Origin of the sequence: Pseudomonas sp. B21-051, assembly GCF_024748795.1 — a bacterium.
Classification (GTDB): Bacteria; Pseudomonadota; Gammaproteobacteria; order Pseudomonadales; family Pseudomonadaceae; genus Aquipseudomonas; species Aquipseudomonas putida_A.
The window spans coordinates 2,022,302-2,038,206 of record NZ_CP087166.1 but is presented as its reverse complement, the minus strand read 5'-3'; the positions used below and the strand labels follow the sequence as shown (position 1 = coordinate 2,038,206).

Genomic DNA, 15,905 nt, shown 5'->3' with positions numbered 1-15,905 from the left:
CTTACCATGCACGTCCTTCCCGGACGGCGGGCTACGGCCCAGGGGCTCCTTCGAGGAGCCCTTTTTTGTGCCGTGGAGAATTTTCACTCGAACCATGTAGGAGCTGCCGGAGGCTGCGATCTTTTGATCTTGCTTTTGATATTAAAAAACAAGATCAAAAGATCGCAGCCTCCGGCAGCTCCTACATGGACCGGGTCAGCCTGGGTTATTTGCGCAGCGCGGCGATCGCGTCGACCGATTCGCGAATCAGCGCCGGGCCCTTATAGATGAAGCCCGAGTAAATCTGCACCAGGCTCGCACCCGCGGTGATCTTCTGCGCCGCATGCTTGCCCTCAGTGATGCCACCGGCCGCAATGATCGGCAACCGACCACCCAGCTCAGCCGCCAACACCTTCACGGTATGCGTGCTCTTGTCACGCACCGGAGCGCCGGACAGACCGCCCGCCTCGTCACCGTGCTCCATGCCTTCGACGCCGACGCGACTCAGGGTGGTATTGGTGGCGATCACTGCGTCCATTCCGGTTTCGATCAGTGCCTGAGCCACCTGCGCCGTTTCTTCGTCGGTCATGTCCGGAGCGATCTTGATCGCCAGCGGTACGTGCTTGCCGTGGCGCAGGGCCAGTTCGGCGCGGCGCGTGGCCAGATCCGCCAGCAACTGCTTGAGCGAATCACCGAACTGCAGGCTGCGCAGGCCCGGGGTGTTCGGCGAGCTGACGTTGACCGTGACATAGCTGGCGTGGGCATACACCTTGTCCAGGCAAATCAGATAGTCGTCCACCGCGCGCTCGACCGGGGTGTCGAAGTTCTTGCCGATGTTGATCCCCAGCACGCCCTTGTATTTGGCCGCCGCGACCCGCGCCAGCAGGTTATCCACGCCAAGGTTGTTGAAGCCCATGCGATTGATGATCGCCTCGGCTTCCGGCAGGCGGAAGATCCGTGGTTTCGGGTTGCCCGGCTGCGGACGCGGAGTTACGGTGCCGATTTCGACAAAACCGAAACCCAGTTGCGAGAAACCGTCGATGGCCGCGCCGTTCTTGTCCAGACCGGCCGCCAGACCCACCGGGTTCGGGAAGTCCAGGCCCATGACCGTCACCGGCACGTTCGCCGGTTTCTTGCACAGCATGCCGTTGAGGCCCAAACGCCCACCCGCGCCGATCAGATCCAGCGACAGATCGTGGGAGGTTTCCGGGGAAAGTTTGAACAACAGCTGACGGGCCAGGGTGTACATGGGCGGCGATGACTCGGGCGGCGAAAAGAGGCGGCGATTATAGCCGGGCATCGCCCCCCGGCGCGAGGCACACAGGTAAATCAGCCTGACTGGCATATGCCTTGCACTTTCAGGGGTATCAGCCCAAAGGCCAATGGCGGCGTGCGGGTACGGACAATGGCGTCGTTCGGAGGTTTTGCCTGGGCAAAGCCTGGGACGGCGTTTTTTTTGAAGGTGGCTTTATATGAGTGATTCGTCCGTAGGGCCGCTGGCTTGGGTCAACGGCAGTGATGCCCCGGAAAAAAGCGTGATCAACCTCGGCTTCATGGCCCTGAGCGATTGCGCCTCGGTGGTCGTGGCCGCAACACAGGGCTTTGCCCAGCCCTACGGCCTGACGATCAACCTCAAGCGCCAGGCGTCCTGGGCGACCTTGCGCGACAAACTGGTCAGCGGCGAACTGGATGTGGCCCACAGCCTGTATGGGCTGATTTACGCGGTGCACTTGGGCATTGGCGGCGTGGCGCCGAGCAACATGGCGGTGCTGATGGGCCTGAACCAGAATGGCCAGAGCCTCAACCTGTCCCACGGTTTGCAGCAACTGGGTGTGACCAGTCCTGAAGCACTCGATCGGCACGCGCACCAAACCCGCGCAAAACTGACCTTCGCCCAGACCTTTCCCACCGGCACCCATGCGATGTGGCTGTATTACTGGCTGGCGAGTCAGGGCATTCATCCGTTGCAGGACGTCGACAGCGTGGTGGTGCCGCCGCCGCAAATGGTCGCTCACCTGCAAGCCGGGCGTATCGATGGCTTCTGCGTCGGTGAGCCGTGGGCGGCCAGCGCCGTGCAACAGGATCTGGGGTTCACTCTCGCCACCAGCCAGAGCATCTGGCCCGACCACCCGGAAAAGGTCCTTGGCTGCACCCGCGCGTTCATCGAGCAATACCCCAACACCGCCCGGGCGCTGGTGATGGCGATCCTCGAGGCCAGCCGCTTCATCGAGCAAAACCCGGAAAACCGCCGCAGCACCGCGCAGTTGCTGAGCGCCCCGGAGTATCTCGACGCCCCGCTGTCCTGCATCGAGCCGCGTTTTCTCGGTGATTACGCCGATGGCCTCGGCAATCGCTGGCAGGACCCGCACGCCTTGCGCTTTCACGGCAACGGCGAGGTGAATCTGCCGTACCTGTCCGACGGCATGTGGTTCATGACCCAATTCCGCCGCTGGGGCCTGTTGCGCGAGGATCCCGACTACCTCGCGGTGGCCCGCCAGGTTCAGCAACTGGACATTTACCGCGAAGCAGCCACCGCCGTCGGTGTCGCCGCGTGGGGCAAGGAGATGCGCAGCAGTCAGTTGCTCGATGGCAAAGTCTGGGACGGCAGCGATCCGGCTGGTTACGCCCGCAGTTTCAAGCTGCACGCCCTGAGCGACAGCACTGCCCTTCTCACCCGCCGCTGACAGGAGACCGCCAACATGCTGCGCATTCTGCTGATCAACGACACCGCGAAAAAAGTCGGGCGCCTGAAGGCCGCGCTGACCGAGGCCGGTTTCGAGGTCATCGATGAGTCCGGCCTGACCATCGACCTGCCGGCCCGCGTCGAAACGGTGCGCCCGGACGTGATTCTGATCGATACCGAGTCACCGAGCCGCGATGTCATGGAGCAAGTGGTGCTGGTCAGCCGCGACCAGCCCCGGCCGATCGTGATGTTCACCGACGAACACGACCCGGGGGTGATGCGCCAGGCGATCAAGTCCGGGGTCAGTGCCTACATCGTCGAGGGCATTCACGCCCAGCGCCTGCAGCCGATTCTCGATGTGGCGATGGCCCGCTTCGAAAGCGATCAGGCCTTGCGCGCGCAACTGCTGGCCCGCGATCAGCAACTGGCCGAGCGCAAACGCATCGAACAGGCCAAAGGGCTGCTGATGAAAATGAAAGACTGCAACGAGGAAGAGGCCTACACCCTGATGCGCCGCCAAGCCATGAGCCGCCAGCAGAAACTGATTCAGGTGGCGGAGCAGATCATTGCCATGAGTGAGTTGCTCGGCTGAATTCTATCAGAGCCCGTAAGCCCTCTTCGCGAGCAGGCTCGCTCCCACATTGGAAATGCATTCCCCTGTGGGAGCGAGCCTGCTCGCAAATCGCCGCCCCCCCGTCAAGAACTGTTGGCACAAATCTGGCTAAGCATTCAGCACAGGTAACCAACGGCGGTTGCCCACCCACGACAAAGACGTCGCTCACCCGTTCGCCCCACCGGCGTAGCAGGTAGCGGCGTTTTTGCGTTTTGGCCCCACAGCCCGGGGCCGGTGGTGCGGCCGTGGCGGCGCGCCACCTGCTGTGACTCCTTTCGAGACTCTTTTCAGCTGAGGTGCGCGATGAATTCAAGCTTCTGGAAATCCGGCCACACCCCGACCCTGTTCGCAGCGTTCCTGTATTTCGACCTGAGTTTCATGGTCTGGTACCTGCTCGGCCCGCTGGCGGTGCAGATCGCCGCCGACCTGCACTTGACCACGCAACAACGTGGTCTGGTGGTGGCGACACCGATTCTCGCCGGCGCGGTGCTGCGCTTTGTGATGGGCATGCTGGCCGATCGTCTGTCACCGAAAACCGCTGGCCTGATCGGTCAGGTGATCGTGATCTGCGCGCTGTTTGGCGCCTGGAAACTCGGCATCCACAGTTATGAACAGGCGCTGATTCTGGGACTGTTCCTCGGCATGGCCGGTGCTTCGTTTGCCGTGGCCCTGCCGCTGGCTTCGCAGTGGTATCCACCGCAGCATCAGGGTAAGGCGATGGGCATCGCCGGCGCCGGTAACTCCGGCACCGTGTTCGCCGCGCTGATCGCCCCGGTGCTGGCTGCGGCGTTCGGCTGGAGCAACGTATTCGGTTTCGCCCTGATTCCGTTGATCCTGACGCTGGTGCTGTTCGCCTGGCTGGCAAAAAACGCCCCGCAGCGGCCCAAGGCCAAAGCCATGGCCGACTACTTCAAGGCCCTCGGCGACCGCGACAGTTGGTGGTTCATGTTTTTCTACAGCGTCACCTTCGGCGGCTTTATCGGTCTGGCCAGCGCCCTGCCCGGCTACTTCAACGACCAATACGGCCTGAGCCCGGTGACCGCCGGTTACTACACCGCTGCCTGCGTGTTCGGTGGCAGCCTGATGCGTCCACTGGGTGGCGCGTTGGCAGATCGCTTCGGTGGCATCCGCACCTTGTTGGCGATGTACACCGTAGCGGCAATCTGCATCGCCGCTGTCGGTTTCAACCTGCCCAGTTCCTACGCCGCACTGGCGCTGTTCGTCTGCACCATGCTCGGTCTCGGTGCCGGCAACGGCGCGGTGTTCCAGTTGGTGCCGCAACGTTTTCGCCTGGAGATCGGCGTGATGACCGGGCTGATCGGCATGGCCGGTGGCATTGGTGGTTTTGCCCTGGCGGCCGGCATGGGCGCGATCAAGCAAAGCACCGGTAGCTATCAACTGGCGCTGTGGTTGTTCGCCAGCCTCGGCGTGTTGGCGTGGTTCGGTCTGCACGGGGTCAAGCGCCGCTGGAGAACCACCTGGGGTTCGGCCGCAGTGACCGCTGCGCGAGTCTGAGACGTCGATGCCCCTGCAACTGAGCTTTGCCCAAGCCAGCGCCACCGGCCCGCGCGCGGAAAACCAGGACGCCCTGCGCCTGGTGACGCCCGCCCCGGCGCTGGCCGCCAGCAAAGGCTATCTGGTCGCCATCGCCGACGGTGTCAGCCAATGCGTCGACGGCGGCTTGGCCGCGCGCTCGACCCTGCAAGCACTGGCGCTGGATTACTACGCCACACCGCAAACCTGGAGCGTGGCCCAAGCGCTGGATCGCCTGCTGCTCGCGCAAAATCGCTGGTTGCAGGCCAATGGCGGCGGGCAACCGTTGCTGACCACGGTCAGCGCGCTGGTTCTGCGCGGTCGGCGTTTCACTCTGGCCCACGTCGGCGATTGCCGAGTCTATCGCTGGCAGGCCGACGTTTTGCAGCGGATTTCGCAGGATCATGTCTGGGAGCAGCCGGGCATGCAGCACGTGCTCAAACGCGCGCTGGGCCTGGATCAGCATCTTGTACTGGATTTTCTCGACGGTGAATTACGCGAGGGCGAATGCTTCGTGCTGCTCAGCGATGGCGTGTGGTCGACTCTGGGCGATACCGCGATTGCCGCGATTCTGCGCGATCAACCGGATCTCGACAGCGCCGCACACACGCTGGTCAATGCCGCGCATCTGGCCGGCAGTCAGGACAATGCCAGTGCGCTGCTGGTGCGGGTCGACGCGCTCGGCGAAGCGAACATCGGCGATGCACTGATTCACTTACAGCAATGGCCGCTGCCGCCAGCGCTGAAAACCGGGCAGATGTTCGAAGGCTGGCAGGTGCAGGGCGTTGTCGCTCAGAGCCAGCAATCGCTGCTGTATCGAGTGCTGGATGGTCAACGTCGGGGCTGGTTGTTGAAAACCCTGCCGGCGCGGCTGGCCGATGATCCCCAGGCCGGGCAGGCCTTACTGTCGGAAGAATGGTTCCTCAAGCGTGTCGCCGGGCGGCATTTTCCTGAAGTCCACAGCGGCACTCAGCGTCAGCATTTGTACTACGTGATGCGCGAATATTCCGGGATGACGTTGGCGCGGCTGTTTCAACACCACCCTGCATTGCCGCTGGCGCAGTGGCAGGACATTGCCGAGCGTTTGCTGCGGGCGGTAGGCCTGCTGCATCGGCGGCAGATTCTGCATCGCGACATCAAGCCGGAAAACCTGCATCTGGGTGACGATGGAGAGTTACGCCTGCTGGATTTCGGTCTGGCGTACTGCCCCGGTCTGTCCGAAGACGCACCGTCAACACTGCCGGGAACGCCCAGCTTCATCGCCCCGGAAGCCTTTCGCGGCGAGCCACCGAGTGCGCAACAGGATCTGTACGCGGTGGGTGTGACCCTGTTTTTCCTGCTGACCGGGCACTTTCCCTATGGCGAGGTCGAAGCCTTTCAACGGCCACGATTTGGCCTGCCGGTAAGTGCCGCTCGCTACCGCCCGGACGTGACGGAATGGATTGCGCAGAGTCTGGAGCGCGGCGTGGCGGCGGATCCGCAACAGCGCTTTGAAACGGCTGAGGAGTGGTTGCTGGTGCTGGAACAAGGTGAGCGGCGCAGTTTGAGTGTGCGACCCAGGCCTTTGCTGGAGCGCGAGCCGTTGAAGGTCTGGCGAACGCTGGCGTTGTTGGCCTTGCTGGGGAATCTGGTGCTGCTGGTGGTGTTGTTTCATCGCTGATACCGCGTCGCGCCCTTCGCGAGCAGGCTCGCTCCCACAGGGGATTTGTGAACGACACAGATCCACTGTGGGAGCGAGCCTGCTCGCGAAGAGGCCAGCCCAATCACAACAATTCTGGCTGCCTGAATGCCCCGCGAACGAGCAACCCGCGTCGATTCGGTGCAAAAAATCCCCGTCTATAACCGTTTCCGCCTAATAAACACGCCACTCTCCCACTTGGCACAACCACTGCATTACCCCTTTCACCACACATAAAGCCCAGCCTTCAACGACGAAGGCTGCGCTTCCCGAGAGAACGGGACCAGGACAAAGGCGTCCTCGCTAGGCAACTAGCGGGACGCCTTTTTTTGTTTGCGCAACATTTGTCGAGCACGGCCTGACTGCCCACAAGAGGCCAGCCACCGCTCCCCGGAGAACCTGATGAAAAAACTCAAACTGGTGATGATCGGCAATGGCATGGCCGGGGTTCGCACCCTGGAAGAACTGCTCAAGCTGAGCAATGAGCTGTACGACATCACGGTCTTCGGCGCCGAACCGCACACCAACTACAACCGCATCCTGCTGTCGCCGGTGCTGGCCGGTGAGCAGACCTTCGAAGAGATCGTGCTCAACGACCTCGACTGGTACCTGGAAAACCACATCAAGTTGCTGCTCAACCGCAAGGTGGTGCAGATCGACCGGGTCAAACGCCGGGTGATCGCCGAGGACGGCACCGAGGCTGAATATGATCGCCTGCTGATCGCCACCGGCTCGACGCCGTTCATCCTGCCGATTCCGGGCAATGACTTGCAGGGTGTGATCGGCTACCGCGACATCGCCGACACCCAGGCGATGATCGACACCGCCAAAACCCACAAACACGCGGTAGTCATCGGCGGTGGCCTGCTCGGCCTCGAAGCTGCCAACGGCCTGATGCTGCGCGGCATGCACGTCACCGTGGTGCACATCGGCGAATGGCTGCTGGAGCGACAGCTGGACAAGACCAGCGGCCAACTGCTGCAAACGGCGCTCGAAGCCCGTGGCCTGCATTTTCGCCTGTGCGAACAGACGCAGGCCCTGCACGACGCGGGCAATGGCCGGGTCGGCTCGGTGCAGTTCAAGAACGGCGAGATCATCCCCGCCGATCTGGTGGTAATGGCCGCCGGTATCCGCCCCAACACCGAACTGGCAGAACGCGCCGGCATCCCCTGCAACCGCGGGATTCTGGTCAACGACACCCTGCAGACCTACGATCCGCGCATCTATGCCATCGGCGAGTGCGCCAGCCATCGCGGCATCGCCTATGGCCTGGTGGCGCCGTTGTTCGAACAGGCCAAGGTCTGCGCCAATCACCTCGCGCAACTGGGTTTCGCCCGCTATCAGGGTTCGGTGACCTCGACCAAATTGAAAGTCACCGGCATCGACCTGTTTTCCGCCGGTGATTTCATGGGCGGCGAAGGCACCGAAACCATCACCCTCTCCGACCCGATCGGCGGCGTGTACAAAAAACTGGTGATCAAGGATGACGTGCTGGTCGGCGCCTGTCTGTACGGCGATACGGCAGATGGCGGTTGGTATTTCCGACAGATTCGTGAGAATCACGCCATTGGCGAGATCCGCGATCACCTGATGTTTGGTGAAAATTCTATCGGCGACGTAGGACATCAGGGCCAGGACAAAGCCATGAGCATGGCCGACAACGCCGAAGTCTGCGGCTGCAACGGCGTGTGCAAAGGCACCATCGTCAAGGCGATTCAGGAACACGGCCTGTTCAGCGTCGATGACGTGAAAAAGCACACCAAGGCTGCCAGTTCCTGCGGCTCCTGCGCCGGGCTGGTCGAGCAGATCCTGATCAACACCGTCGGCGGCGCGGCGGACGTCAAACCGAAAAGCGAAAAAGCCATCTGCGGTTGCAGCGACCTCAACCACGGGCAGATTCGTCAGGCGATCCGCGAACAGCATCTGCTGACCATCGCCGGCACCATGAGCTACCTCAACTGGCGAACCCCGAATGGCTGCGCCACCTGCCGGCCGGCGCTGAACTACTACCTGATTTCCACCTGGCCCGGCGAAGCCAGGGACGATCCGCAATCGCGCCTGATCAACGAACGCGCCCACGCCAACATTCAGAAGGACGGCACCTATTCGGTGGTGCCACGGATGTGGGGCGGCGTGACCAACCCCTCGGAATTGCGGCGCATCGCCGACGTGGCCGACAAGTACAACGTACCGATGGTCAAGGTCACCGGTGGTCAGCGCATCGACCTGCTGGGGATCAAGAAGCAGGACTTGCCGGGCGTCTGGAAAGACCTCGACATGCCCTCCGGCCACGCCTACGGCAAATCCATCCGCACCGTGAAAACCTGCGTCGGCAGCGAGTTCTGCCGCTTCGGCACGCAGAACTCGACGCAGTTGGGCATTGAGCTTGAGCACGACCTGTTCAACATGTGGTCGCCGCACAAAGTGAAACTCGCTGTCTCCGGATGCCCACGCAACTGTTCGGAAGCGGGGATCAAGGACGTAGGAATCATCGGTGTCGACTCCGGCTGGGAGATGTACATCGGCGGCAACGGCGGGATCAAGACCGAAGTCGCCGAGTTCTTCGTCAAGCTGAAGACCGCCGAGGAAGTCCGCGAATATAACGGCGCGTTCCTGCAGCTGTATCGCGAAGAAGCCTTCTACCTCGAACGCACCGTGCACTACCTGCAACGGGTCGGCATGGAGCACATCAAGCAAGCCGTGCTCGAAAACCCGGAACGCCGCAAGGCCCTGAACGAGCGCCTGCAATTCTCCCTGTCGTTCGAACAGGACCCGTGGAAAGAGCGTCTGGCGCAGCCGCAACTGAAGAAAGAATTCGAGGTGATCCCTGTGAAAAACCTGGAGGTGCCGGCATGAACTGGCTCGATATCTGTGCCCTGGAAGAGATCAACGCCCTCGGTTCGCGGATCATTGCCGGCCCCAAGGGTGACATCGCGATTTTTCGTACGAGCGACGACGAAGTTTTCGCCCTCGACGATCGCTGCCCGCACAAGGGCGGGCCGCTGTCACAAGGTTTGATCTACGGTAAACGCGTGGCCTGCCCGCTGCACAACTGGCAGATCGACCTGCAAACCGGCGAGGCTCAGGCCCCGGACATCGGCTGCGCGCACCATCATCCGGCCCGGGTCGAAAACGGCCGCGTGCAGTTAGCACTGCGGGATGCGGTCTGATGAACCGCCAGACGACCGCCTCGACCTGCTGCTACTGCGGCGTCGGCTGCGGCGTGCTGATCGAGCATGACGGCGAGCGCATTCTCGGCGTCAGCGGCGATCCGGCGCATCCGGCCAACTTCGGCAAATTGTGCAGCAAAGGCTCGACCCTGCACCTGACCGGCGATCCGGCCGCCCGGGCGCTGTACCCGGAGCTGCGTCTGGGCAAAAGCCTGGCCCGCAGCCGTTGCGACTGGGATACGGCGCTGGATCACGCGACCCAGGTTTTTGCCGAGACCATCGCCGAACACGGCCCGGACAGCGTGGCGTTTTACATCTCTGGCCAGTTGCTGACCGAGGACTATTACGCCTTCAACAAATTGGCGCGAGCGCTGGTCGGCACCAACAACATCGACAGCAATTCCCGGCTGTGCATGTCGTCGGCGGTGGTCGGTTACAAGCGCAGCCTCGGCGCCGATGCGCCGCCGTGCAGCTATGAAGATCTGGAGCTCAGCGATTGCGTGATGATCGCCGGAAGTAACATGGCCTACGCCCACCCGGTTCTTTTCCGACGCCTTGAAGAGGCAAAATCGCGCCGACCGCAGATGAAGGTCATCGTCATCGATCCCCGACGCACCGACACCTGTGAGTTGGCGGACCTACATCTGGCGATTTTGCCCGGCACCGATGTCGCTCTGTTCCATGGAATTTTGCATCTGCTGCTGTGGGAAGACTGGATCGACCGCGACTTCATCAAGGCGCACACCGACGGTTTGCCTGAACTGAAAAATCGGGTGCGCGATTACACCCCGCAAATGGTCGCGCAACTGTGCGGGATCAGTGTCGAGCAATTGCAGCAGTGCGCGGAATGGGTGGGCACGGCGCCAAGTTTCCTGTCGCTTTGGTGCATGGGCCTGAATCAGTCCACCGCTGGCAGCGCGAAAAACAGCGCGCTGATCAATCTGCACCTGGCCACCGGGCAGATCGGCCGGCCAGGCGCAGGACCTTTCTCGCTGACCGGTCAGCCAAATGCCATGGGCGGGCGGGAAACCGGCAGCCTGTCCAATTTGCTGCCCGGTCACCGGGAGGCAGCCAACCCCGAACACCGCGCCGAAGTGGCAGCCTATTGGGGTGTCGATCAACTGCCTGAAACCAGCGGCCTGAGCGCCATCGAGCTGTTCGAACGGATGCGCAGCGGCCAGATCAAGGCGCTGTGGATTGCCTGCACCAACCCCGCGCAGTCGATGCCAGATCAGCACGCGATTCGCGAGGCGTTGCAGACCTGTCCGTTCGTGGTGTTGCAGGAAGCCTTCCGCACCACCGAAACCGCCGCCTTCGCCGACCTGTTGTTACCCGCTGCCAGTTGGGGCGAGAAAGAAGGTTCGGTGACCAACTCCGAACGGCGCATTTCCCACGTGCGCCAGGCCATTCTCCCACCCGGTGAAGCGCGGCCGGACTGGGCGATCACCGTGGATTTCGCACGACGACTGGAGCAACGTCTGCGTCCGCAACAACCGAGCCTGTTTGCTTTCGAGCATCCGGCGCAGTTGTTCGACGAATACAAACAACTGACCCGTGGACGCGATCTGGACCTGTCGGGCCTCAGCCATCAATTGATCGATGAACTTGGCCCGCAACAGTGGCCCTTCCCCACTGGCGCCCGACAAGGCACCGCGCGTTTGTATGGCGACGGGATTTTTCCCACGGCCAACGGTCGTGCGCAGTTCGTTGCCGATCCCTACCACGCGGCCAAAGAACAACGCGATGCACGGTTTCCGCTGACGCTGATCACCGGCCGCCTGCGCGATCAATGGCACGGCATGAGCCGCACCGGCACCGCAGCGCAATTGTTCGGGCATGTCAGCGAAGCGCTGTTGAGCCTGCATCCGGACGAAATGCGCCGTCATCGTTTGCAGCCGGGGGATCTGGTCAACCTGAAGAGTCGACGCGGTGCGGTGATTGTGGCTGTCGGCAGCGACGACGGCGTGCGTCCGGGTCAGGCTTTTTTGCCGATGCACTGGGGCGAGCGCTTTCTCAAGGGCGGAGTGAACAGCCTGACCCTGGCGGCCTTCGACCCGCTGTCGAAGCAGCCCGAACTCAAGCACAGCGGCGTGCGTCTGGAACCGGTGAAGCTGCCATGGCAGCTCTTCGCACTCATCGAAGGCGATGTTCAACGGCATTTCGAGACGCTACGACCGCTGTGTGAGGCGTTTTCCTACGTCAGCCTCAGCCTTGCCGGACGTGAGCGGCCCGCACTGCTGATACGCGCTGCCAGCGCCACGGCGCCGGCGCCGCAACTGCTGCGCGATATCGATCAGTGTCTGGCGCTGCTCGACGGGCCGGTACTGGCCTACGACGACCCGCGTCGCGCCATCGGCAAACGGGTGCGCATCGAAAACGGCCGCATCACCGCGATCCGCCTGGCCGGCGAAACCCTGGCCCAGCATTGGCTGCAAGGGCTGTGGCTGGAGGGCCGCACCGATGAACAACTGCGCCGCTGGCTGTTGGCGCCGATGAGTGTGCCGCCGGGCAACGCCGGAGTCCGGACCGCAGCCGACAAAACCCTGTGCAACTGCCAAAACGTCAGCCACAGCGCGGTATGTGCCGGGATTCGCCAGGGTCTCGATCTGCAAGGCCTCAAACAACAACTGGGATGCGGCACGCAATGCGGTTCGTGCGTCCCGGAAATCAAGCGCTTGCTGGCGGCCGATCTGCAGCCGGTATCCATCTGATAAGGAAAACACCATGAATGCAAAAGTCTGGCTGGTGGGTGCCGGTCCCGGTGATCCCGAACTGCTGACGCTCAAAGCGGTGCGCGCATTGCGTGATGCGCAGGTGGTGTTGATCGACGATCTGGTCAATGCCGCGGTGCTGGACCATTGCCCCACCGCGCGAGTCATTGCCGTGGGCAAACGCGGCGGCTGTCGCTCGACACCGCAGGCGCTCATCCATCGGCTGATGTTGCGTTATGCACGCCAAGGCAACTGCGTGGTGCGGCTCAAGGGCGGTGACCCGTGCATTTTCGGCCGTGGTGCTGAGGAAGTGCAGTGGTTGCGCGAACGTGGGGTTGAGGTCGAGTTGGTCAACGGCATTACCGCCGGACTCGCCGGCGCGACGCAATGCGATATTCCGCTGACGTTGCGCGGTGTGGCGCGCGGGGTGACGCTGGTGACCGCGCACACTCAGGACGACAGCCAGTTGAACTGGCAGGCGCTGGCGCAGGGCGGGACGACGCTGGTGATTTATATGGGGGTGGCGAAACTGGGCGAAATTCGCGAACAGCTATTGGCGGGCGGGATGGCGGCGGATATGCCGGTGGCGATGATCGAGAATGCCTCTCTGCCAGAACAGCGCGAGTGCCGCAGTGATCTGATGAGCATGAGTGACGACGCCAACAGGTTTGGACTGAAGAGCCCGGCCATTCTGGTCATTGGTGCAGTGGCTGCCTTTGCAGAAGATCAAAGGATCGCAGCCTTCGGCAGCTCCTACAGGATGTGTGCGGATACCGTGTAGGAGCTGCTGCAGGCTGCGATCTTTAGAGCTTCCAAGCCAAATCGCAGGCAAAGAAAAGCCCGGCCTGAGCCGGGCTTTTCTCGTAGCGGCAGCTAATTACTTAGCTTGAGCTTCAACCTGCGCTTCTACGCGACGGTTAACAGCACGGCCAGCTTCAGTTTTGTTGTCAGCAACTGGGCGGGATTCGCCGTAGCCGATCGACTGAACGCGGGACGACTCAACACCGTACTGCTGGGTCAGAACCTGCTTAACGGCGTTTGCACGACGCTCGGACAGTTTCTGGTTGTAAGCGTCAGGACCGACGGAGTCAGTGTGACCTTCAACAGTGGTGTGAGTGGCTGGGTACTGCTTCATGAAGTCAGCCAGGTTCTTGATGTCAGCGTAGCTGTTTGGCTTGACGACCGACTTGTCGAAGTCGAACTTCACGTCCAGCTCTACACGAACAACTTCAGCAACTGCTGGGCAGCCATCAGCGTCAACAGTTACGTTGGCTGGGGTGTCCGGGCACTTGTCAACGTTGTCGCAAACGCCATCGTTGTCGCTGTCGGAGCAGACTTCAGCCGGAGCTGGAACTGGAGCAGCAGCAGGCTTGCCGCCGCCACCGAAGTTAACACCCAGACCAACCGATGGAGCGTAGTCCCAACGGCCGTTGTCCAGTTTGTAGTCAGCTTCTACGCCAGCACGGGCGAAGAAGTTTTCGGCGAAGTAGTACTTAACGCCAGCGCCAGCAGTCAGGAAAGTCGACTGGTCGCGACCGGTGTGGCCGTCAGCAGCTACGTTGGTCAGGTTGCCGTGCTTGACACCACCTTCAACGTAAGGACGCAGAGCGTCGCCAGCGTTGTTGAAGTGGTACTGAGCGGTCAGACCGAAGTTGTCACCGCGCAGTTTCTGGCTACCGGTACCGTCGTTCGAACGGGTGTGGTTGTTACGATCCCAGCCGAAGTTGATCGAGACGTCGTCGGTCAGGAAGTAACCGATTTTGGCGCCTGGGTTGAAGCCGTCTTCGACATGATCAATGCTGTCGTTGTACTGCTTCTTGTAGTTGATCTCGCCTTCAACTGCGCCTTGGCCTTGTGCCAGTGCGCCGAACGAAGTAGCGGCAATAAGAGAACCAATGGCCAAGCCCAAGGTGTTTTTCAGTTTCATCCGTTAAATCCCCATCTGGTGATTGTGAAGCAGTCCCGCAAACCGGGGGACAACTCGGCGACAAGTCTATCAGAACTTGCCTACACGTAAGAGATATTTGCGCTGAACTAAGTTTCAGCAATGCCTGCAAATTTCTCACGCAATTTGTCTAGAGCACGTTTGTACCGCATTTTTGTCGCACTCAAACCCATGTGCATGATGTCTGCGATCTCCTGAAACTCCAGCTCTGCGACAAATCGTAGCACCAGAATTTCACGGTCAATCGGGTTCACATACACCAGCCAGCGATCGAGTCCGCCCTTCTCCTCGGGTTTCGGCGCCTTTTCTTCCGACGCTTCTTCCAGCGGGTCCAGACTCAATGCGTCCATCAAGCGACGCTTTCGCCGTTCCTTCCGATACTGCGTGATGCATTCGTTATACGTGATGCTGTAGAGCCAGGTTTTGAACTTCGATTTCCCCTCGAAGTTCTTCAGGCCGTACAACACCTTAAGCATCACTTCCTGACAGACATCGTCTGCGTCGCGATCGTTCCCAAGATATCTCGCACAAACGTTAAATAATGTTCGCTGGTAACGCCGCATCAGCTCTTCATAGGCGCGCGTCACGTGAAACAGCTCGGTATGCGAGCGCGCGACCAACTCCTCATCAGAGAGCTCACGGGGGTCATAGCGCGTGGATAGCGTTTGGGCTTTATTCAAAACAAGTCGTGCCGACAGTCAGGTCAATGTCCGCCGCACCCCTCTCAGGGCATTTTGCGGCGGCATACATTAGCAGGGTTTGCCGGGTTAGCGGCTACTCACATGCTGTTCCAGCAGGATCCGATTGGAAAGTGAGACTAGCTCACCCTCATCGGTCAGCAATGTGGTTTTAACCGTGCCGATCTCTTCGATCTGGCCTTCGACCTCGCCAACACGCACTTGTTGCCCAACCTGATACAACTCACGCACATAGATTCCCGCAAGAATCTGACCGGCAATTTCCCGGCTTCCCAAACCCATGGCCAGCGCAACGGCCAGACCAACGGTAATCAATACGATGACAATCACATGGTTCAGCAGGTCGGTCTTGACCTCGAGCTGACTGATCGCAACCGAGATACTGATGATGATCACCAGCCCCTGGGCGATTCGGCCCAGACCCGAAGCGTAGTCCAGCCCTACGCCTTCTGCCGCTCCGCGCACCAGGCCGTTGGCCAATTGCGCGAGCAAAACACCCACCAGCAACACCAGCGCGGCGCCGAAAACCTTCGGCAAATACAACGCCAGCATGTCCAGCGTAGCTGAAACTCGCTCAAGTCCAAGGGACTCTGCTGCAGAAACCAGAAAAATCAGCAGAACGAACCAGTAAACGATCTTGCCGATCAAGGTCGAGATCGGCACTTGCAGGCCGGCCCGCGACATCAACTTGGTCAGACCGGTGCCGCCCATCAGGCGATCAAGGCCCAGTTTGGCGAGCAATTTGGACAGCAAGGTATCGAGCAGCTTGGCCACCACGAAGCCCAACAGCAGCACCACCAGTGCGCCGAACAGGTTCGGGATGAAATTGGCGACTTTGGTCCACAACGCAGTCATTGCAGTGACGAGGCTCTGAGTCCAGAGATCAAGTTCCATA

12 protein-coding genes are annotated in these 15,905 nt (G+C 61.2%); 8 read left to right on the top strand and 4 right to left on the bottom strand.

What is annotated here, in order from left to right:
* Positions 1-205: 205 nt before the first annotated feature.
* Positions 206-1,228, bottom strand: a complete 1,023-nt coding sequence (locus LOY52_RS09340; protein ID WP_258679179.1) for a quinone-dependent dihydroorotate dehydrogenase — start codon at positions 1,226-1,228, stop codon at positions 206-208.
* A 223-nt stretch (positions 1,229-1,451) separates the two neighbouring features.
* Between LOY52_RS09340 and LOY52_RS09335 the strand changes: the two genes are divergently transcribed.
* The 8 genes from LOY52_RS09335 (at position 1,452) to cobA (ending at position 13,148) form a co-directional block, all read left to right on the top strand.
* Positions 1,452-2,663 (top strand): CmpA/NrtA family ABC transporter substrate-binding protein, encoded by a 1,212-nt coding sequence (locus LOY52_RS09335; RefSeq protein ID WP_258679178.1) that lies wholly within the window; start codon positions 1,452-1,454, stop codon positions 2,661-2,663.
* Between the two features lie 15 nt (positions 2,664-2,678).
* Positions 2,679-3,254: an ANTAR domain-containing response regulator gene (locus LOY52_RS09330; RefSeq protein ID WP_202369669.1), complete on the top strand. Its 576-nt coding sequence runs from the start codon at positions 2,679-2,681 to the stop codon at positions 3,252-3,254.
* A gap of 324 nt (positions 3,255-3,578) precedes the next feature.
* Positions 3,579-4,790: a NarK/NasA family nitrate transporter gene (locus tag LOY52_RS09325; protein WP_027613284.1), complete on the top strand. Its 1,212-nt coding sequence runs from the start codon at positions 3,579-3,581 to the stop codon at positions 4,788-4,790.
* A gap of 7 nt (positions 4,791-4,797) precedes the next feature.
* Complete coding sequence (locus LOY52_RS09320; protein WP_258679177.1) at positions 4,798-6,468, top strand: bifunctional protein-serine/threonine kinase/phosphatase; 1,671 nt, start codon at positions 4,798-4,800, stop codon at positions 6,466-6,468.
* 420 nt (positions 6,469-6,888) lie between these two features.
* Positions 6,889-9,342, top strand: coding sequence for a nitrite reductase large subunit NirB (gene nirB, locus LOY52_RS09315; RefSeq protein ID WP_258679175.1), 2,454 nt, complete (start codon positions 6,889-6,891; stop codon positions 9,340-9,342).
* A complete protein-coding gene (gene nirD, locus LOY52_RS09310; protein WP_027613287.1) occupies positions 9,339-9,656 on the top strand; it encodes a nitrite reductase small subunit NirD in 318 nt (105 codons plus the stop codon). Before nirB ends, nirD begins: the two co-directional genes overlap by 4 nt.
* Positions 9,656-12,367 (top strand): nitrate reductase, encoded by a 2,712-nt coding sequence (locus LOY52_RS09305; RefSeq protein WP_258679174.1) that lies wholly within the window; start codon positions 9,656-9,658, stop codon positions 12,365-12,367. The genes nirD and LOY52_RS09305 overlap by 1 nt, the downstream gene beginning before the upstream one ends.
* A 13-nt stretch (positions 12,368-12,380) precedes the next feature.
* Complete coding sequence (cobA, locus tag LOY52_RS09300) at positions 12,381-13,148, top strand: uroporphyrinogen-III C-methyltransferase (RefSeq protein WP_258679172.1); 768 nt, start codon at positions 12,381-12,383, stop codon at positions 13,146-13,148.
* A 96-nt stretch (positions 13,149-13,244) separates the two neighbouring features.
* On the opposite strand, the gene LOY52_RS09295 is transcribed toward cobA, so the two are convergent.
* The 3 genes from LOY52_RS09295 to LOY52_RS09285 all read right to left on the bottom strand — a co-directional run bounded on the left by LOY52_RS09295 (position 13,245) and on the right by LOY52_RS09285 (position 15,904).
* Complete coding sequence (locus LOY52_RS09295) at positions 13,245-14,294, bottom strand: OmpA family protein (RefSeq protein WP_027613290.1); 1,050 nt, start codon at positions 14,292-14,294, stop codon at positions 13,245-13,247.
* A gap of 107 nt (positions 14,295-14,401) precedes the next feature.
* The gene (sigX, locus tag LOY52_RS09290) at positions 14,402-14,992 is read right to left on the bottom strand and encodes an RNA polymerase sigma factor SigX (RefSeq protein ID WP_011333251.1); all 591 of its coding nucleotides are present in this window, start codon (positions 14,990-14,992) and stop codon (positions 14,402-14,404) included.
* A gap of 87 nt (positions 14,993-15,079) precedes the next feature.
* Complete coding sequence (locus LOY52_RS09285) at positions 15,080-15,904, bottom strand: mechanosensitive ion channel family protein (protein WP_007916401.1); 825 nt, start codon at positions 15,902-15,904, stop codon at positions 15,080-15,082.
* Between the last annotated feature and the right edge of the window lies 1 nt (position 15,905).

Coding starts and splice junctions, on each gene's coding strand:
- LOY52_RS09340 (WP_258679179.1), bottom strand. CDS start 1,228: ATGTACACCCTGGCCCGTCAGCTGTTGTTCAAACTTTCCCCGGAAACC.
- LOY52_RS09335 (WP_258679178.1), top strand. CDS start 1,452: ATGAGTGATTCGTCCGTAGGGCCGCTGGCTTGGGTCAACGGCAGTGAT.
- LOY52_RS09330 (WP_202369669.1), top strand. CDS start 2,679: ATGCTGCGCATTCTGCTGATCAACGACACCGCGAAAAAAGTCGGGCGC.
- LOY52_RS09325 (WP_027613284.1), top strand. CDS start 3,579: ATGAATTCAAGCTTCTGGAAATCCGGCCACACCCCGACCCTGTTCGCA.
- LOY52_RS09320 (WP_258679177.1), top strand. CDS start 4,798: ATGCCCCTGCAACTGAGCTTTGCCCAAGCCAGCGCCACCGGCCCGCGC.
- nirB (WP_258679175.1), top strand. CDS start 6,889: ATGAAAAAACTCAAACTGGTGATGATCGGCAATGGCATGGCCGGGGTT.
- nirD (WP_027613287.1), top strand. CDS start 9,339: ATGAACTGGCTCGATATCTGTGCCCTGGAAGAGATCAACGCCCTCGGT.
- LOY52_RS09305 (WP_258679174.1), top strand. CDS start 9,656: ATGAACCGCCAGACGACCGCCTCGACCTGCTGCTACTGCGGCGTCGGC.
- cobA (WP_258679172.1), top strand. CDS start 12,381: ATGAATGCAAAAGTCTGGCTGGTGGGTGCCGGTCCCGGTGATCCCGAA.
- LOY52_RS09295 (WP_027613290.1), bottom strand. CDS start 14,294: ATGAAACTGAAAAACACCTTGGGCTTGGCCATTGGTTCTCTTATTGCC.
- LOY52_RS09285 (WP_007916401.1), bottom strand. CDS start 15,904: ATGGAACTTGATCTCTGGACTCAGAGCCTCGTCACTGCAATGACTGCG.